The 18,915-nt window shown below is 68.9% G+C and carries 14 protein-coding genes; 9 read left to right on the plus strand and 5 right to left on the minus strand.

What is annotated here, in order from left to right; genetic code table 11:
* The first annotated feature begins 1 nt into the window (after position 1).
* The 4 genes from Sp245p_RS06400 to Sp245p_RS06415 all read left to right on the plus strand — a co-directional run bounded on the left by Sp245p_RS06400 (position 2) and on the right by Sp245p_RS06415 (position 5,140).
* Positions 2-1,558: a DegQ family serine endoprotease gene (locus Sp245p_RS06400; protein WP_109138412.1), complete on the plus strand. Its 1,557-nt coding sequence runs from the start codon at positions 2-4 to the stop codon at positions 1,556-1,558.
* A gap of 178 nt (positions 1,559-1,736) precedes the next feature.
* Complete coding sequence (locus tag Sp245p_RS06405; protein WP_035674886.1) at positions 1,737-2,414, plus strand: winged helix-turn-helix domain-containing protein; 678 nt, start codon at positions 1,737-1,739, stop codon at positions 2,412-2,414.
* A gap of 19 nt (positions 2,415-2,433) precedes the next feature.
* A complete protein-coding gene (locus tag Sp245p_RS06410; RefSeq protein ID WP_014240897.1) occupies positions 2,434-3,831 on the plus strand; it encodes a sensor histidine kinase in 1,398 nt (465 codons plus the stop codon).
* A gap of 226 nt (positions 3,832-4,057) precedes the next feature.
* A complete protein-coding gene (locus tag Sp245p_RS06415) occupies positions 4,058-5,140 on the plus strand; it encodes an AI-2E family transporter (protein ID WP_109138413.1) in 1,083 nt (360 codons plus the stop codon).
* 14 nt (positions 5,141-5,154) lie between these two features.
* Here the strand turns inward: Sp245p_RS06415 and Sp245p_RS06420 are convergent, their stop codons facing one another.
* Positions 5,155-6,696 (minus strand): MDR family MFS transporter, encoded by a 1,542-nt coding sequence (locus Sp245p_RS06420; RefSeq protein WP_014240894.1) that lies wholly within the window; start codon positions 6,694-6,696, stop codon positions 5,155-5,157.
* 128 nt (positions 6,697-6,824) lie between these two features.
* Between Sp245p_RS06420 and Sp245p_RS06425 the strand changes: the two genes are divergently transcribed.
* From Sp245p_RS06425 to Sp245p_RS06435, 3 genes are all read left to right on the plus strand, one after another.
* Complete coding sequence (locus tag Sp245p_RS06425; protein WP_014240893.1) at positions 6,825-7,430, plus strand: ABC transporter ATP-binding protein; 606 nt, start codon at positions 6,825-6,827, stop codon at positions 7,428-7,430.
* A gap of 4 nt (positions 7,431-7,434) precedes the next feature.
* Positions 7,435-8,238, plus strand: coding sequence for an ABC transporter permease (locus Sp245p_RS06430; protein WP_014240892.1), 804 nt, complete (start codon positions 7,435-7,437; stop codon positions 8,236-8,238).
* Between the two features lie 68 nt (positions 8,239-8,306).
* The gene (locus Sp245p_RS06435) at positions 8,307-8,519 is read left to right on the plus strand and encodes a hypothetical protein (protein WP_014240891.1); all 213 of its coding nucleotides are present in this window, start codon (positions 8,307-8,309) and stop codon (positions 8,517-8,519) included.
* A gap of 123 nt (positions 8,520-8,642) precedes the next feature.
* Here Sp245p_RS06435 and Sp245p_RS06440 read toward each other — a convergent pair whose 3' ends face one another.
* Both Sp245p_RS06440 and Sp245p_RS06445 read right to left on the minus strand, forming a co-directional pair.
* The gene (locus Sp245p_RS06440; RefSeq protein WP_014240890.1) at positions 8,643-11,189 is read right to left on the minus strand and encodes a hybrid sensor histidine kinase/response regulator; all 2,547 of its coding nucleotides are present in this window, start codon (positions 11,187-11,189) and stop codon (positions 8,643-8,645) included.
* On the minus strand, positions 11,186-14,233 hold the full coding sequence (locus Sp245p_RS06445; protein WP_014240889.1) for a chemotaxis protein CheB: 3,048 nt from the start codon (positions 14,231-14,233) through the stop codon (positions 11,186-11,188). Before Sp245p_RS06445 ends, Sp245p_RS06440 begins: the two co-directional genes overlap by 4 nt.
* A 643-nt stretch (positions 14,234-14,876) precedes the next feature.
* Here Sp245p_RS06445 and Sp245p_RS06450 point away from each other — a divergent pair.
* Complete coding sequence (locus tag Sp245p_RS06450) at positions 14,877-15,122, plus strand: hypothetical protein (RefSeq protein WP_041811141.1); 246 nt, start codon at positions 14,877-14,879, stop codon at positions 15,120-15,122.
* Positions 15,123-15,220: 98 nt separating this feature from the next.
* Here Sp245p_RS06450 and sppA read toward each other — a convergent pair whose 3' ends face one another.
* Entirely contained in the window at positions 15,221-16,972 is a 1,752-nt protein-coding gene (sppA, locus tag Sp245p_RS06455; RefSeq protein WP_014240887.1) for a signal peptide peptidase SppA, read from the minus strand.
* Between the two features lie 57 nt (positions 16,973-17,029).
* The gene (locus Sp245p_RS06460) at positions 17,030-17,602 is read right to left on the minus strand and encodes a peroxidase-related enzyme (protein WP_014240886.1); all 573 of its coding nucleotides are present in this window, start codon (positions 17,600-17,602) and stop codon (positions 17,030-17,032) included.
* A gap of 218 nt (positions 17,603-17,820) precedes the next feature.
* Here Sp245p_RS06460 and Sp245p_RS06465 point away from each other — a divergent pair, with 218 nt between their 5' ends.
* Positions 17,821-18,915, plus strand: a complete 1,095-nt coding sequence (locus tag Sp245p_RS06465) for a response regulator (RefSeq protein WP_014240885.1) — start codon at positions 17,821-17,823, stop codon at positions 18,913-18,915.

Consider the following 18,915-nt stretch of genomic DNA (forward strand, 5'->3'; position numbering starts at 1 on the left):
GATGTCCACCCCCGCCAACGCCGGACGCGCCCCGCGGTCGAGCCGGGTGCGGCGTACCATCGCCGCCGTCCTCCTCGGCACCACGGTGCTGACCGGTCCGTTCCTGATCGCCAACCAGTCCACCGCCGTGGCCGCTGAAAGCGCCCTGACGCAGAACATGCCGGGCAGCTTCGCCGATCTGGCCGCCAAGGTGTCGCCCGCCGTGGTGAACGTCTCCACCACCCAGCAGGCCAAGGCCGAGCGCGGCAACCCGCGCATGCCCGGCTTCCCGCCGGGGTCGCCCTTCGAGGAATTCTTCCGCCAGTTCCAGGACCAGTTCGGCCAAAATGGCGGTCCGGGCGGCGACGACCAGTCCGAGGGTCCCTCCGAGGGCCAGCCGCGCGGCAAGGTCGGCTCGCTCGGCTCCGGCTTCATCATCGACGCGGCCGGCTATGTGGTGACCAACAACCACGTCATCGACGGCGCCGACGAGATCAAGGTCACGCTCCAGGACGGAACGGAGCTTCCCGCCACGCTGGTCGGGCGCGACGCCAAGACCGACATCGCCCTGCTGAAGGTGAAGTCCGACAAGGCGCTGCCGGCACTGGACTGGGGCGACAGCGACGCCGCCCGCGTCGGCGATTGGGTGATGGCCGTCGGCAACCCCTTCGGGCTGGGCGGAACGGTGACCAAGGGCATCATCTCGGCCCGCGGTCGCGACATCCACAGCGGTCCGTATGACGACTACCTGCAGCTCGACGCCGCCATCAACCGCGGCAACTCGGGCGGCCCGACCTTCACCCTGGACGGCCGGGTGATCGGCATCAACACCGCCATCTATTCGCCAAACGGCGGCTCGGTCGGCATCGGCTTCGCCATCCCGTCGAACATCGCCAAGCAGGTCGTCGCCCAGCTCAAGGAGAACGGCCATGTCGAGCGCGGCTGGCTGGGCGTGAAGATCCAGGAGATCTCGCCGGAGATCGCCGAGTCGGTCGGCCTGTCCCAGACCAAGGGCGCCCTGGTCGCCGAGGTGACCCCGGACAGCCCCGCCGCCAAGGCCGGCGTGCGCCAGGGCGACGTGATCCTGGCCTATGGCGGCAAGCCGGTGAACACGCTGCGCGACCTGACCCGCCGGGTGGCCGACACCAAGGCCGGCGACACGGTGGACATGATCGTGGTCCGCAAGGGCAAGGAAACGACCCTGACCGCCCACATCGCGCCGCTGCCCGCCGAACAGCGCATGGCCGCCGCGGAAGGGACCGGTCCCGCCGCCGAGAGCGCGGTGGAGACCGTCAACGGGTTGAAGCTGGCCCCGCTGGACGGCGCCGCCCGCAGCCGCCTCGGTCTGGGCGAGGGCGTCAAGGGTGTGGTCGTCACCTCGGTGTCGCCGCAGGCCGGTGATCTGCCCGTCCGTCCGGGCGACGTGATCGTCAAGGTCGGCGACCACAGCGTGACCTCCCCCGCGGAGGTGACCAAGAGCCTGCACGAGGCCGAAAAGGATGGCCGCAAGGCGGTCCTGCTGCTGGTCAACCGCGGCGGCAACGAGAGTTTCGTCCCGCTGAAGCTCGTCAAGGCGTGACGCAGGGTAACACCGGCGATCCTCCCGTCTCCGGTGTGATGGGGTGGAGGATGTCCGCGGTGCGAACCCCCGCCGCGCGGACGTCCTCCCCCTTCGTGTCGTTTGGCCCTTTCCCCTCTCCGGAGGGGCGGGGGCATTCACCTTTGGACTCGCGGAAGGATGCGGTAGACTCATGCTCATGAAAGTCCTCGTCATCGAAGACGACCAGCAGGCCGCCTCCTATCTGGCCAAGGGGCTGAAGGAGGCCGGGCATGTCGTGGACGCCGCCAACGACGGCAAGGAGGGGCTGTTCCTGGCCGGCTCCGAGCATTACGACGTCATGATCGTCGACCGCATGCTGCCGGGCCGCGACGGGCTGTCGCTGGTCGAGATCCTGCGCGCCACCGGCAACGACACGCCGGTGCTGTTCCTCTCCGCGCTGGGCAGCGTCGACGACCGGGTGAAGGGGCTGAAGGCCGGCGGCGACGACTACCTGACCAAGCCCTTCGCCTTCTCCGAGCTGCTTGCCCGGATCGAGGTGCTGGTGCGCCGCCGCAGCGCCGCCCAGCCGCAGACCCGCCTGGCGGTCGCCGACTTGGAGCTGGACCTGCTGTCGCGCACCGTCCGGCGGGCCGGCAAGTCCATCGACCTGCTGCCACGGGAATTCGCCCTGCTGGAGTATCTGATGCGCAACGCCGGCAGCGTGGTGACCCGCACCATGATGCTGGAGAATGTGTGGGACTATCACTTCGACCCGCAGACCAACGTCATCGACGTGCACATCGCACGCCTGCGGCAGAAGATCGACAAGGATTTCCCCACGCCGCTGATCCACACGGTGCGCGGCGCCGGCTACAGCCTGCGGGCGCCGCAATGAGGATGGCGGGCCGGGAAGCGTGAAGGCGGCGATTCCCACCTTGCGCCTTCTGCGCACGACGCCGTTCCGGCTGGCCCTGCTGTATCTGGGCCTGTTCATCATTTCGGTCGGGGTGATCCTGGCCGTCGTCTACCGCTCCACCGCGGGCTTCCTGGAGGAGGAGATCGGCGCCACCATCGCGCTGGAGGTCGCCGGGCTTCAGGACCAGTACCGCAGCGCCGGCCTGCGCGGGCTGGTCGATTCCGTGCGCGAGCGCAGCGGCTATTCGCACACCAACTCCATCTACCTGCTGACCACGCCGGGCGGCGTCATCCTGGCCGGCAACCTGTCGGGCTGGCCCGACGCCACGGCGGGACCGGGCGGCTGGACCCATTTCAAGATTTCCGACTATGGCGGGGTGAACAACCGGCCCTCCACCGCGATGGCGGTCAGTTTCGTCCTGCCCGGCCAGTTCCGCCTGCTGGTGGGCCGCGACATGAGCGAGTTGGACCAGCTCCGCGGGCGCATGGTCGTGTCGCTGCGCTGGGTCTTCCTGGTGACGGTGGTGCTGGGGCTGGGCGGCGGCCTGCTGCTGGCGCGCGGCGCCATGCACCGGATCGAGGCGATCAACCGCACCACACACCGCATCATGGCCGGCGACCTGTCGGGCCGGGTGCCGCGCGGCGGCGGCGGCGACGAGATCGACCGGCTGGCCGGCAACCTGAACGCCATGCTGGACCAGATCGAGCGGCTGATGACCGGCATGCGGCAGGTGACCGAGAGCGTGGCGCACGACCTGCGCACGCCGCTGTCGCGCCTGCGCGCCCGCGTCGAGCTGGCGCTGATCCGCGAAACCGACGACCCCGAGGTCTACCGCGGCGTGCTGCAGGACACGATCCTGGAGGCCGACCGGCTGCTCGCCACCTTCACCGCGCTGCTGTCCATCGCCGAGGCCGAGTCCGGCGCCAACCGCAAGGGACTGGAGCCGGTGCGGCTGGCCGACGTGGTCCGGCTGGCCGCCGACCTCTACGAACCGGTGGCGGAGGAGAAGGGGCTGACCCTGGTCACCGACATCCGGGCGGAGCCGACCGTGCGCGGGAACGAGCAGCTGTTGGCCCAGGCGGTGTCGAACCTGCTGGACAACGCCATCAAGTACACGCCGGAGGGCGGACGCATCACTCTGCTGCTGGAGGGCGCCGGGCCGGGGCAGGTCGCCCGTGTCACCGTGGCGGACAACGGCCCCGGTATCCCCGCCGACATGCGGGAGAAGGTGCTGGAGCGCTTCGTCCGGCTCGATACCGCGCGGGCCTCGCCGGGGAACGGGCTGGGCCTCAGCCTCGTGGAGGCGGTGGCGCGGCTGCACGACGCGTCGCTGCGGCTGGAGGACAACGAACCGGGCCTGAAGGTCGGCATCGTCTTCCCGCCGGACGCCGGTTGAGGCGCTCCACAAGAAAAGAGCCCGCCGTTTCCGGCGGGCTTTTGAGGTGACATCAGCGAGAATGACTCCTTGGCGTCAGACATTATATGGGGCGCCAACCGTCCGCGCGCATTCGGATAAGCGTATTAGCACGAAGGTGCTAGTGGGCTGACGGTGCAACACTTTCCTGCGGGCGGCGTTTGTCCATCGGACCGGCATGCCGGTGGCAACACGGCGGGAAGAAACGATGGACGCGACCAGACAGGCTCCCCTTCATGCCTCTGCGCAAGCTGGGGAGCCGGCGACCGCCGGGCGGAACACCGCGACCGAACTGAAGCTGTTCACCTGGAAGATGCTGATCGCCGCCGGCGTGGTGGGGACGCTGTTCCTGGCTTGGCAGGTGGCCGACGCGCTGCTGCTGGTCTTCGCCGGCGTGCTTCTGGCGATCCTGTTCCAGCGCATCGCCGGGCTGGTGCGACGCTTCACCGGATTGCCGCAGGGCTGGTCGCTCGGCGTCGTTCTGCTGCTTCTGGCGGCGCTTCTGATCGGCGGTGGCGTCCTGATGGGCCAGTCGGTGGTCAGCCAGTTCGACCAGCTCTCCCAGCAGATCAGCGGGGCCGTTCAGCAGCTTCCCGGTTCGCTGCGCGACCAGATCATGAAGCAGGGGCAGGACGCCTCCTCCTGGCTGAACCGGCTGCAGACGGTCGCGTCCAGCGTGATGTTCTTCCTGGGCGATCTGGTGGTGGTGATGTTCACGGCCATCTACCTCGCCGCTTCGCCCGGCGTCTACCAGCGCGGCGTCATCCTGCTGGTGCCGCCGCGCGGCCACGAGCGGGCGCGGGAGGTGATGGACGTGATGGGGGACTCGCTGTGGAAGTGGCTGATCGGGCAGCTTTCAGCCATGGCCATCGTCGGCGTGCTGACCACCGCGGGCCTGCTGCTGCTGGGCATCCCGAGCGCTCCGGCGCTGGGCCTGCTGGCGGCGCTCCTGGAATTCGTTCCGCTGATCGGCCCGTTCCTGGCGGCGGTCCCGGCGATTCTCATCGCCTTCGCCCAGTCGCCCCAGGACGCGCTGTGGGTGGCGCTGCTCTACCTGGCGATCCAGCAGGTCGAGGGCAACGTCGTCATGCCGCTGATGCAGAAGAAGGTGGTGGACCTGCCCCCGGTCATCACCATCGCGGCCATCGCGGCGGGGGGCGTGCTGTTCGGGCTGATGGGCATGTTCCTGGCGACGCCCTTCGCGGTCGTGATGCTGGTGCTGGTCAACATGCTCTACATCGAGGACAAGCTGGGCGAGGGGCGGCACTTCCCCAGCGAGGACAAGGCGTAGGCTGTTCCCAGTCCTTAGACCACCTCCGCCCCGGCCTTGCCGGCGTCGGCGGCGGAACGCAGGGGAAGCTCCTTCAGGAACAGGGTCAGCACGAAGGACACCACGGCCAGCCCGGCGGCCAGCAGGAACAGCGTGGAGAAGCCGTGCTCGAACACCGACTGGGCGGCGGCACGGGCGACGGGGGCCAGATTGGCCAGGGCGGACGGGCCGCGTTCCATCACTTCGCGCCCGCTGATGCCGGGCAGGCCGGCGGCGTTCAGCCGGGCCTCGACATCGGCGGCGAAGACCGCGCCGAACACCGCCACCCCGACCGACCCGCCGAGCGAGCGGAAGAAGCCGACCGAGGCGGTGGCCGCACCCAGGTCGCGCCGGTCCACCGCGTTCTGCACGGCGACCGTCATCACCGGCATGACCAGTCCCAGCCCGATGCCCAGCGGCACCAGGATCAGCGTGGACCACAGCCCGCTTTCCGACACCGTCGGCGACAGGCCGAGCGCCAGATACATCAACGCGGCCAGCGCCAGCCCGGCCAGCGGGAAGACCTTGTAGCGGCCCGACTTGGAAATCAGCCTCCCGCCGCCCCCGGCGCCCAGCACCATGCCCAGAACCATCGGCAGCAGCAGGAAGCCCGACGTGGTGGCGCTGGTCCCGGCGACGAGTTGCGAGCGCAGCGGCAGATAGACGATGCCGGCGAACAGCACCATGGCCGACACCGCCACCACCGGGTTGGCGACGGCCACCACCGGCTCACGGAACAGGTGGAGCGGCAGGATCGGTTCCTCGACCCGCCGCTCGTGCCACAGGAAGACCCCGAGCATCATGAGGCCCAGGACGCACAGGCCGAGGATCGTCGGGGAGGTCCAGGGCAGGGCGACCCCGGCGCGCGACACCACGAACAGCAGGGAGGTCACCGTGCCCATCAGCAGGGCCGCCCCGAGATAGTCGATGGTCGGCTTCGTCCGTCCCGCCGGCAGGCGGTCGAGCGCCCGGCTGGTCATCAGCAGCGCCGCCGCCCCCAGCGGCAGGTTGATGAGGAAGATCCAGTGCCAGCTCAGCCGTTCCGTGAAGATGCCGCCCAGCAGCGGCCCGGCCACGCTGGACAGGGCGAAGATGCCGCCGATGTAGCCCTGGTAGCGCCCGCGCTCCCGCGGGGCGACCACGTCGCCGATGATGGTGAAGGCCAGCGCCATCAGGCCGCCGCCGCCCAGCCCCTGGATGCCGCGGAACAGGATGAGCTGCCCCATGCTCTGCGCCAGCGCGCACAGCACCGACCCGACCAGGAACAGGAAGATCGCCACCTGGAGCACCCGCTTGCGCCCGTAGAGGTCGCTCAGCTTGCCGTAGATCGGGGTGGTCGAGGTCGAGGCCAGCAGATAGGCGGTGACCACCCAGGGCAGGTTTTCCAGGCTTCCCAGGTCGTGGGCCATGGTCGGCAGGGCCGTCGCGACGATGGTCTGGTCCATCGCCGCCATCAGCATGGCGAGCGCCACCCCGCTGAACACCCGCATGATTTCGCGGTGGGTAAAGACGGCGTGGTCGTTGGAGGCGTCGGTCATGGTCTCGGTTCAGGCCGGAATGAGCGGTGGGGCGTACCATAGCCCCCGAGACGTTCCGCGCAAGGACTCCGCCATGAATGGCTGCTAATCTCCCTTTCCACCTTCCGGAATAGTCGCCGTACCCCGCCATGCTGAGCGTGCACAACCTGTCCACGACCGTGCTGAAGCCCGCCAGTTTCCAGGTGGAGGCCGGCGAGTGCGTCGCCGTTCAGGGGAAATCCGGATCAGGGAAATCCGTGCTTCTGCGCGCCCTGGCCGACCTCGACCCATCGACCGGAGAGGTGCGGCTGAACGGCGATCTTCGGGAGGACATGCCCGCGCCGCTCTGGCGCCGCCGGGTGACCTACGTCGCCGCCGAGTCGGGCTGGTGGGAGGATCGGGTTGGCGCCCACTTCGCCCAGCCGGACCGCGCCGCCGCGCTCGCCGGGGCGCTGGGCCTGCCGGGGGAGGTGATGGACTGGCCGGTGGTCCGCCTGTCCACGGGGGAGCGGCAGCGGCTGGCGCTGGTCCGCGCGCTGGTCCAGAGGCCGGAGGTGCTTCTGCTCGACGAGCCGACCGGCCCGCTGGACGCCGAGGCGACGGAGCGGGTGGAGGCTTTGCTGCGCGCTGAACTGGTCCGCGGGGCCAGGGTGCTGATCGTCACCCACGCGCCGGAGCAGGCCGTCCGCCTGGCCCGGCGGCATCTGCACGTGGCAGATGGAGTGGTGGCGGACGGCGTGGTGACGGAGGGGTAGGGCGATGCTGGTGACCCTGCATTACACCGACCTCGCCGTGGCGGCGCTGCTCCTGCTGGTCAACGGCGGCCTGTCCATGGCGCTGGATCTGGGGCTGGCGCGGCCGCTGCTGGTGGCGGCGCTGCGGATGGTGGTCCAACTGTCCTTGGTCGGGCTGGTGCTGACCCGGCTGTTCGCCCTGGAGTCGCCCTGGTTGACCCTGGTGGCGGCGCTGGTCATGCTGCTGTTCGCCGGCCAGGAGACGATGGCCCGGCAGGAGCGGCGGCTGACCAGCTGGTGGTCCTACGGCATCGGCACCGGGGCGATGGGGACCGCGGCGGGGATCGTCCTGCTGCTCGGCCTGTCCACCGCGGTGCGGCCCGATCCATGGTGGGACGCGCGCTACGCCATTCCGATGCTGGGCATGGTGCTGGGCAACGCGATGAGCGGGGTCGGGCTGGCCCTCCACACGCTGACCGCGACGGCGGCGCGGGAGCGGGCGGCCATCGAGGCGCAACTCGCGCTCGGCCAGACCCGCTGGACGGCCCTGCGGCCCATCCTGCGCCACGCGCTGCGCACGGCGCTGATGCCGACGATCAACAGCATGGCGGCCATGGGGGTGGTGGCTTTGCCCGGCATGATGACCGGCCAGATTCTCTCCGGCGTCGATCCGGGGGAGGCGGTGAAGTACCAGATCCTCATCATGTTCCTGATCTCCGGCGCGACCGGGCTGGGCGTGCTGGCGGCCTCGCTGGCGACGGTGCGGCGGCTCAGCGACCGGAGGCACCGGCTGCGGCTCGACCGGCTGGTGCGGCGGAAGCAAGCGTAAGGAACCCGGACGGGACCGCCGCCGTTGAACACCGATGGTGTTCACCAACGACGGTGGGGGAGCGGGTCATGGCGCACATCGTGGAAATCCGGAACGGCGCGATCATCGGCAACGACGAGGCCACCGACGAGTATCTGCCCGTCGGAACCCACATCGCCCAGGCCGATGGTTTCTATGTGAGCTTTGGCATGGATGTGGAGGGCCCCTACGCCCGCAACGAGGCCGAGGAGCGGCTGAACCACCTGAAGCGCGCCACCCAGGCGGATTTGGAGCGTCCGTAATAAGGCAGCGTCTTGCCCCCACCCCGGCCCTCCCCCGCTTCGCAGGGGAGGGTGCCTTCTGCGAAGCGGTACCGGTCCCCTCGCCTGCGTCAGCGGGGGAGGTAGGGTGGGGGCAAAACGCCGCTACGTCGCCTCCGTCTCCACGTCGCGGTGCTCCAGGCTGGCGCGCACGGTGCGGCGCAGGTCGTCGGGCTGGATGGGCTTGTGCAGCAGGGCGCATTGCGCGCCGGCGGCCTCGCGCAGCCGGTCCGACGAGGTGTCGCCGGTCAGCAGCACCCCCGGCAGGTCGGGTCCGAAGCGGCGGCGCAGCGTGTCCATCAGCATCAGACCGGTGTCGCCGTCCGGCAGGCGGTAATCGGTCAGCACGAGGTCGGGCGCCAGCGTGCCGTCCACCAATTCCAACGCTTCCGCCACCGAGCCGGCCTCGGTCACGCGGTAGCCCCAGCCGTCCAGCATCAGGGCCAAGGCCATGCGGATCACCGCATCGTCCTCGACCAGCAGGACGGAGGCGTCGCCGTCCACTTCGCCGCTTCCCGCGGCGGAGTCGTCCGGCGAGTCGCCGCAGTGCCGCTCGTCGAGAATGGCCCCCTGCGGCAGGGTGACGGCGAAACAGGACCCCTTGCCCGGCGCCGAGGTCACCTCGATGGTGCCGCCCAGCATGTGGACGAGGCGCCGCGCGATGCTGAGCCCCATGCCCAGCCCCTCCCGCCGGTCGCGGGCGACGTTGCCGATCTGGTAGAAGTCCTGGAAGATGCGGTCGATCTGGCTCTCCGGAATGCCGATGCCGGTGTCCCACACCTCGAACCGCAGGGCGCCGCCGCGGCGCCGCGCCCCGAACAGCACCCGTCCCTGCCGCGTGTAGCGTATGGCGTTGGTCAGCAGGTTGCGCAGCACCCGCTCCAGCAGGCCGCCGTCGGTGCAGACGCCCAGCCGCACCGGCACGGTGCGCAGCGTCAGCCCGGAGGAGGCGGCCACCGCCCGGAACTCCCCATGCAGCCGCTCCATGATCGATCCCACCTCCACCGGAGCGGAGTGGGGGGTGACGAGACCGGCTTCCAGCTTGGAGATGTCCAGCAGGCAGTCGAGCAGCCCGCCCAGCGAGGCCACGGTGTCGCGGAGCTGGGTGGCGATGCGCCGCGCGTCCTCGGGGATCGGCTCCTTCAGCAGAATCCCGGACAGCAGGGTCAGGGCCTGGGCCGGCTGGCGCAGGTCGTGGCTGGCCGCCGCCATGAAGCGTTCCTTGGCGTCCAGCGCCACGTTCAGGTCGCGCTCCATCGACTTGATGGCCGAGATGTCGGTGACGCTGGACACCACCGCCTCGGGCTGTCCGTCCGGGCCCGGCACGGGGTGGCTGGAGACGCGCAGCCAACGGGTGGGGGCCGCCGCCTCGTCGCCCTCGGCGATGCCGACGATCTGTTCGATGACCGGCTTCCCGCTGTCCACCGCCTTTGCGGCGGGCGGCAGCCCGGTCAATCGGGCGCCGTCGGCGCCGATGAAGCGCCGCCGGGCCGCGCGGCCCGCCCGGTCGCCCGGCTTGCGGCTTTCGAAGGGGCGGGCAATGGGATCGAGCAGCACGCCCGCCGGGCCGGCCATCAGCCGCTCCGCCATGGCGTTGGCGACCATCACCGTGCCATCGCCCGAGCGCATCACCAGCCCTTCGGACAGGGACTGGACCAGCGTGCGGTGCCGCCGCTCGCTCTCGGCCAGCGCCTGTTCCGCGGCGCGGCGGGCGGTCACGTCGCGGAAGGCCACCACCGCCCCGGTGATCGCCCCGTTCTGGAGGATCGGGGAGACGGTCAGCTCCGCCACGAAATCCTCGCCGCCCTGGCGGCGCAGGCGTCCGTCGCCCACCTGCCGGACCAGCCCGTCGGCCAGCGACAGCGTCAGGGCGCGCCGCCCCTCCTCCTCGGCGTCGCCGCCGATCAGCGCGGCGAAGGAACGGCCGACCAGTTCGCTGGCCCCGAAGCCGGTCATCGACTGGGCCGCGGCGTTCACGAAGGTGACGGCGCCGCGCGCGTCCAGGCCGCAGATGCCGTCGGCCACCGCCTGCAGGATGTGGTGGTAGGCGGCGCGGGTGCGCTCAGCTTCGTCGCGGGCGTCCTGAAGCTCGCTGACCCAGGCGTTGCGCTCCGTCACGTCGGTGATGGTCAGCAGCACGTCGCCCTTGTCGACGCCGTCCGGCCCGGCCTCCAGTTCGACGACGCGGGCGTCGGTCAGCCCGTCGATGGCGCTGTGGGCGCCGACGAAGGCGTATTCCTGGCGCGTCCATTGTCCGGAATCGCGCAGCCGGGCCAGCGCCGTGAACAGGCGCCCATGGTCCAGCGACTCCACCATCAGGGTCAGCGGGCGGCCCTTCAGCCGGCGCAGCGGCAGGCCGAACTGCCGCTCCGCGGCGACGTTGGCCTCGCAGATGATGCCTGCGGCGTTGACGGTGAAGCAGGCCAGCGGCACCGACTGGAAGAGTTGGAGATACTGGATGCGCGAGGCTTCCAACGCCTGCTGGGCGGTGCGCAACTCCTCGTTCTGGATTTCCAGCTCGGCCTGATGGACGTACAGCTCGTGCAGAACCTCCTTGAGCGTGGTCGCCGAGACCTCCGCCCCTTCGAAGCCGCCTGAGTTGAGAGCCTGTTCCGCGCGCTTGCGAAGCCGTTCGTTGCGGAATCCGTTCACGCCGCGCCTCCGGCCGCCGCGTCCTTGCCGGAGGGGGCTCCAGCTTTTTTCGGGCCGTTCCGCCGTCCGCTCGCGCGCAGTTCCATACGTTTCCGGTTGGTGATGTCGATGTGGCTGACCACCGCTCCCCCTGACAATCCGGCCAGACGGCAGGCGTGCATCATGAACCAGCGCTCCTCCTTGTCGGAATGACAAGGGTATTCGATGGTGAACTGCTCGATGTCGCCGGACAGAATCCGGCGCAGCCCGTCGTTCACGGCACGGGCGATGTCTTCGCCTTCGGTTCCTTCCTCGGCGTTGCAGACATCAAGATAATTGGTTCCCGGCCCGCAACGGTCCAGCGCCGGAGCGCCGTTCTTCTGGCCGAACATGCGCCAGGCGTGGTTGACCATGGTGATGGCGCCATCGGAATCGATGACCGCCACATGCTCGGGCAGGCTGTCCAGCACCGTCTGGAGACGGTGTTCCGCGGCCTTGGCGGCGGTGACGTCCACGAAGGTGACGACCACCCCGGCCACCTGGTTCTTCTCGGTCAGGTAGGGAAGGATCCGCGTCTGGATCCAGCGGTCGCCGCGCACCGGAACGTGGCGTTCCACCGGCTTGTGGTCGTGGAAGACCCGCTCGATGTCCTTGAGGAAATCCGGATAGTCGATGTTGGTGGACAGGTGCGAGATCGACCGGCCGACGTCGCGCGGGATGATGTTGATGAAGCGCGCCGCCGCCGGAGTGAAGCGCCGGATCACCATGCCGCTGTCCAGGAACACCGTGCCGATCTCGGTCGAGCGCAGCAGGTTGTCCAGGTCGTTGGTGACTTCCGTCAACTCCTCCACCTTCGCCTGATACTCGGCGTTGACGGAATACAGCTCCTCGTTGACGGACTGCAGCTCTTCGTTGGTGCTCTGCAATTCTTCGTTGGAGGCGAGAAGCTCCTCGTTGGTCGCCTGCAGTTCCTCGTTGGCGGTTTCCAGCTCCTCGATGGTGGCCTGGAGGTTCTCGCCGCGGGAAACCAGCTCCTGCTCCAGCCCGCGGATGCGCTCCGCGGTGTCGGTGTCGAAGTCGAAGTCGCTGTCCGGCAGGGCCAGCGCCGGGGCGCTGGGGTCGAGCACGATCAGAGCGAAGCGCCGGCCCGTCTTGCGCGCGACGAAGGGCTTGACGCGCAGGCTGACGGCGGGCAACCCCTCGCGGTCCTTCACCGGAATGTTGGACAGGGCGAACTCCTCGCCGGAGCGGAAGGCCCGCGTCAGCGCGGTTCCCACCACCATGGAGACCGAGGAGGGCAGCAGCTTCAGCGCGTTCAGCGTGGCCTCGCCCGGTGGCACCTTCAGGATCGCCGACGCCTCGCCGAACACATGCATGATGTTCATCTGCTCGTTGACCAGCAGGCTGGGCGGCACATAGGCCCGCATCAGGGTCGAGATCGCCTCGTCGATGGCGGCCCCTTCCTCCTGCGCCTGCGACATGGTCTCGTCGCCATGGCGGTGCACCGGCGCTGCGACGGTGGGGACGAGCAGCCGCGACAGCCGGTGGGTGCCGGTGCGCAGGCTTTGGAACAGCTTGTTCCGGCTGTCCAGGACGTGGAACTCCGCCGACAGGTCGCCCAGCGTCTCGCTGGTGCCGAGGAACAGGAAGCCGCTTTGCCGCAGCGCGTACTGGAACAGGCTGAGCACCTTCCGCTGAAGCGGCGAGTCCATGTAGATCAGCAGGTTCCGGCAGCTCACCAGATCGATCTTGGTGAAGGGCGGATCGCGCATGATGTTGTGCGCGGCGAAGACCACCATGCGGCGGATGTCGCGCGACACCAGATAATGGTCGCCGCGGGCGATGAAGTAGCGGGTCAGCCGCTCGTTCGACACGTCCTCGGCGATGGAGCGCGGGTACTCGCCCAGGCTGGCGATCTCGATGCTGTCCTGGTCGATGTCGGTGGCGAAGATCTTGACGTCGAAGGACCGCCCCATCCGTTCCTGCGCCTCGGCGAACAGGATGGCGATGGAATAGGCCTCCTCGCCGGTCGCGCAGCCGCAGACCCAGACGCGCACCATGTCGGTGGGGCTGCGTTTGGCCAGCAGGGTGGGGATCACCTTGTCGGCCAGCGAGGCGAAGGCCCCCTCGTCGCGGAAGAACCGGGTGACGCCGATCAGCATCTCCTTGTAGAGGCTGACCGTTTCGGCGCTGTTGCGGCGGAGCAGGGCGGCGTAGTCACTCATCGAATCGAGGCCGGCGGTGTGCATCCGCCGTTCGATCCGGCGGAGCAGGGTCGCCAGCTTGTAGTGCGAGAAATCCACCCCGGTGACGGAACGGATGGCCGCCACGATCTGCGCCAACGGGTCGTTGTCGCGGTCCTGCGGCTTGGCCGGGACGGGCAGGTTGCGGGACAGCACCCGGCCGGCGTGTTCGATCAGGCAGCCCGGCAGCTTGTCCGGCGTCTTCACGGCGTCGACCTGCCCGGTGGCGATCGCGCTGCGCGGCATGCCGTCGAACTGCGCCGATTCGGGGTCCTGGGCGGCGGCGAAGCCGCCCGCCGATTTGATCGCCAGCAGGCCGCGCGTTCCGTCCGATCCGGTGCCGGACAGCACCACCCCCAGCGCCCGCGGCCCCTGGTCCCTGGCGAGAGCGGTGAAGAAGATGTCGATGGGCAGGCTCATGCCGCCGGTGGTGTCCTTGGCGGTCAGGATCAGCCGCCCGTCCTCGATCGACAGATGCTTGGCGGGGGGCAGCAGATAGACGGTGTTGCGCTCCACCGCCATGCCGTCCGCGGCTTGCACCACCGACATGGCGGTGTGCTTGGCCAGCAGATCGACCATCAGGCTCTTGTGGACCGGCGAGAGATGCTGGACCACCACATAGGCGAGGTCGCTTTCCCCCGGCACATTGTCGAAGAAGCGCTGGAGCGCTTCCAACCCGCCGGCGGAGGCGCCGATGCCGACGATGCAGCAAACCCGATCCTGGCCTTCCGGATAGGGACCATAGACGGAAACCGTGTCCGCGCCCTCATCGGGTGACGTGGGCGCGTCGGCGATGGTGTGATCGTTGTCTTCTGGTTCCACGGAGCACTTCAGGTCTGCGGGAGTAAAGGACGGCCTACTGAATTATCTGCCGTCTGACCGTGACATTCAAACCCTCCCTCGCGCGGTGTCTTTCCTTTTCCGTGCGCACCGGCGGTTTTGAAACGGCGAAGGGTTAAGCGGCTATATAGGAAGCGTTCATGCCAGTCAATCCGGACAATCCGCCCCTTGAGGAGCCGCATCGCGCCGGCATTCGAAAGATCAGGCGTGGGGCGGGGTGTGTTCTGTCCTTGACGTTGCGCATATGACCAATGGATTTATGGCAATGTGTTTAATGATCTTCGATTTCAGCTTCGGCAGAGCGCTGAATCGAGACTTTCGAATGTGCGGTAATTTTCCATATCCATTTCCTTTCAACGCCCTGAGAGCGATTGCGTGAATTCGTTGTGTTCTGGTGTCTCATTCCTTTTTGCGATCGCCGGCTTCATGGCGGGGTTGAAAGATAAAAATCGATGGGATTTGCCACCAGCGCACAGCTTACCCAGAAGGTATGATGTGATACGGGCACAACACTGTGCAGGATCTGTTGCCTCGTTCGCTTATGTCGCTTTACGCGATTGGCGCTTTGCGCAATCTTTAATCCGTAGCCACTAATCATGAGAAACGTAGGAAAGGAGTGCGCCAGATGGAGCGCGAGGACGAATGTGCTCTCGACCGATATATCGCGGCGATTCCGCTTAATCTGAGAGTAGTGGCCAGGGCTGCTTACGAGGAGCTGTCGAACAATCCCTTCCTGCCGGTCTTTTCCAAGGACGAAATCGCGCGGTTGGTCTGCTCGCCAGGATTTCAGAGTTACTTGGAAAGTGAGAACCGGACCAGCGCCGGTTCGCTGATGATGCTCTGTTCGGCGGGGTTTGCGACGCGTCATTGACGATGCACTTGTGACGAGGCGCAGTTGTCACAACGCGACGCAGCCACTCTTCTGCAGGCCGGCGGTTGTCCCGCCGGCCTGAATTTTGTCCGAACGTTTTACCGTTCGAGGCCCAGCGGCGGCATGCGGGCCTCCACCGCGCCGCTGCGGGCCGCCTTGACCAGCGGGGCCAGTTCGGCCAGCGCCGGACGCAATCCGGCCAGCACCGCCACGGCTTCCACCAGATCACCCTTGCCCGAGGCGAGGTCGAGGATTTCCCGGATCAGCGGCTTCGGGCGCGGATAGCCGGTCACGGTGACCGGAGCATCAGGCGCCAGCTTCGCCGCCTGCTTGGCGAGCGTCAGCGCGGTGTCGACCCCGCCCAGCTCGTCGATCAGCCCGAGAGTCTTGGCCTGGGTCCCGGTCCACACGCGGCCCTTGGCGGCGTCCCGCGCCTGTTCGGGGGTAAGGTGCCGGGCCTCCGCGACGTGGGACAGGAAGGTGGAATAGCTGCTGTCGATGATGGCGTTCAGCCGCTCTTCCCCGGCGGGGCCGAAGGGGCGGAAGGGCGACCACAGCCCGGCGTTGGGCGCGGTGTCGAGGACGCCCCAATGCACGCCCAGCCGCTCCGACAGGCCGGCGACCGACATCTTGCCGGCGACCACGCCGATGGAGCCGGTCACGGTGGCGGGGGAGGCGACGATGCGGTCGGCGGCCAAGGCGATCCAGTAGCCGCCGGACGCCGCCGTGCCGCCCATGGTGGCGATCACCGGCTTGCCCGACTGGCGGGCCTTGACCAACGCGCGGCGGATCGTCTCGGATGCTGTCACGCTGCCGCCGCCGCTGTCGATGCGGAACAGGATGGCCTTGACGTCGGGATCGTCCACCGCGTCCTCGATGGCCGACACGATCGTCTCCGACCCGGCGGTGACCTCGCCCAGCCCGGGCTTGCCGCTGTCGCCGCCGGTGATGGTGCCGGTGGCGTGGATCAGCGCGATGGTCGGGCCGCTGCGGTTGGGCGGGCCGGCGATGTCCAGGTAATCCGCCGCCTCCATGGTGTCGGCGCCGGGCGCCGCCCCGGCGCGGCGCAGCGCCTCCTCCCGCGCCTCGTCGGCGTAGCCCAGCCGGTCGACCAGCTTGGCGTCCACCGCCTCGCGGTCGATCAGGGGGGCGCGGTCCATCGCCGCCTTGACGGCGGCGGAGGGGAGGCGGCGGCTCACCGCCACCCCGTCGACGATCTGGTTGGTCAGGTCGCCGAGCAGGGACTCCATCATCTCGCGGTGGGCGGGCGTGAAGTCCGTCCGCATGACGCTGTCGGCGAGGCTCTTGTACTCCTCGCGCTGGAGGACCTGCGGCTGGATGTCCAGCTTGTCCAGCGCGCCGCGGGCGAAGGGGATCTGGGCGGACAGGCCGGTCAGGCCGAGCAGCCCCAGCGGTTGCATCCACACCTCGTCGAAGGCGCTGGCCAGCAGGTAGGAGCGGTTGCCCGCCCCGGTGTCGCCGTAGGATTCGGCGAAGGCGATGGCGAAGCGGCCCGACGCGCGGAACCGCTCCACCGCCGCCCGCAACTCCTGCACCTGGGCGAAGCTGGCGCCGTCGCCGCCGAAGCGGGCGAGCATGCCCTTCACCCGCGGGTCGGTGCGCCCCCGCTCCAGCGCGTCGAGCACCTCCTGGAAGGTCGTCTCGTGGCCGAGGAAGCTGCCCAGCCGGTCCACGCTCCCTTCCGCCAGCGGGTCGCGGAGGTCCAGCTCCAGCACCACGGTCTCGGGCAGGGAGGGCTCGTGCCGGACCGCCAGGACGACCCCGGTGACCACGGCGGCCACCACGAGGAAACCGATGAGGGCGAACAGGCGGACAAAGAACCTCAGCATCCGGGGGGCTCCGGTGGTTGCGCGGCGTCAGCGGCCCAGCGTTTGGCGGTCGGGCGTTTAGCGGTCCTGCTTGTGGTAGTCGCGGTTCGGCATCATGTCCACCGCCGAGGCGACGCGGTTCGACATGTTGTAGAAGGCGGCGGTGTCGGCGATGTCGAAGATGTCCTCCTCGCCGAAGCCGGCGTCGCGCAGCGCCTGCCGGTCCGGCTCGCCCATGGTCCAGGGCTCCTTGGTCAGCTTCCACGCGAAATCGAGCATGGCGCGCTGGCGCGGCTCCAGCTTGGCCGCGCGGTAGTTGAAGGCGAGCATCTCGCCCAGCTCCGGATCGCCGGACAGCTTGCGCACCGCCTGTCCATGGGCGACGAGGCAGTAGTAGCAATGGTTGGCCGAGGACACGACCACCGCGATCATCTCGCGCTCCAGCTTGGACAGGCCGCTCTCGCCGACCATCAGCTCGTTGTAGAGCTGGGCGAAGGTGCGCAGCTTCTTCGGGCGCAGGCTGTAGGCGCGCAGCACGTTGGGGACGAAGCCCAGCTTCTCCTCGCACTTGGCGAAGAGGGCGGCCATGTCCGGGTCGAGGTCGGGCGTTTCTGGAACGGGCAGGGCCATGACGTGATCGGGCTGCGGCATCGCGGTGGTCTCCTCCGGCGTGTTCGGTTCGTTGCGGTCAATGCTGTTTTGGCCGACAGGGTAGCCGGGCGGCGGCGCTTCGCAAAGCCCCACCTCCGGTCAGGGCGACAGGACGCTTCGCCGGGGAGTTGCAACCCAGCCTTTCCTAAGTTGTGTCTCGCCAAGCGGCCGTTGCCCGTGCGAAGACTGCATCCCCTTGCAACGCAGTGGTCCCAGCGATGAACGATCCGGGTGGCAAAGGCGCGCCCAAGCTCGGCCTCCTCTCGGTTCTGGTGGTCGAGGACAGCGCCTTCATCCGCAACGTGCTGACCGCGACCCTGCGCACCATCGGGGTCGGCGCGGTGCATGCCGAGCCGGGTGGGGCGGAAGCCATCCGCTTCCTGGAGGAGCGGCGTGCCGCCCTGCCGCCCGGCACGGCGCCGGTGGACGTGATCATCACCGATCTGGTGATGCCGGAGGTCGACGGGCTGATGCTGTTGCGCTGGCTGCGCTGCAGCCCGAAATCGCCGGACCGCTTCCTGCCCGTGCTGATGCTGTCCGGCGCCGCCGACCGCCATTACGTGGAGCAGGCGCGCGACTTGGGCGCCACCGACTTCATCGCCAAGCCCTTTTCGGCGGCCATCATCGCCAGCCGCCTGCTGGCGGCCATCGCCCGGCCGCGGCGCTACGTGCTCGCCAAGGGCTATTTCGGGCCGGACCGGCGGCGGACGCAGCGGCCGGTGGCGATGGATTGCCGGATGACCGGCCCCAGGGAAATCCTGGTGGTGCACAGCGCGTCCAAGGCGGTGGGCATCGATCGCTTTCCGGTGGTTCATTTCGACCTGCCCAACCGGCTGGGCGCCAAGATGGGCATCGCGCCGAAGGACCCCGTGCCGACCCTGCCCGAGGAGGTGCTGGCGGCGGCGGAGGCGGAGATCCAGAACCGGGCCGGCGATTACGCGACCTGGATCGCTGGAGAGGTGGACGAGCTGGCCCGCCGCGTCGACCGGCTGGGCGCGGACTCCGCCGCGGTCCCGGCGCTGATGGCGCAGATCAACCGCTCCGCCCATGAGATGCGCGGGCAGGGCGGCATCTTCGGCTACCCGCTGATCACCCGTATCGCCAAGTCGCTCTACGAGGCGACGCAGGGCGGCTTCCCCGCCGCCACCGGCAACGAGCGCCTGCTGCTGAAGGCCCATGTGGACGCCATCAAGGCGGTGATGGCCGGGCGGATCAGCGGCGACGGCGGGGCCATCGGCCAGCAGCTTCTCGCCTCGCTGGACCGCGCCAAGAAAAAGTACGCCAAGCTGGAGAGCGAGGGCGATCCGGTCTGA

The sequence above is a fragment of the Azospirillum baldaniorum genome (genome assembly GCF_003119195.2).
Classification (GTDB): Bacteria; Pseudomonadota; Alphaproteobacteria; order Azospirillales; family Azospirillaceae; genus Azospirillum; species Azospirillum baldaniorum.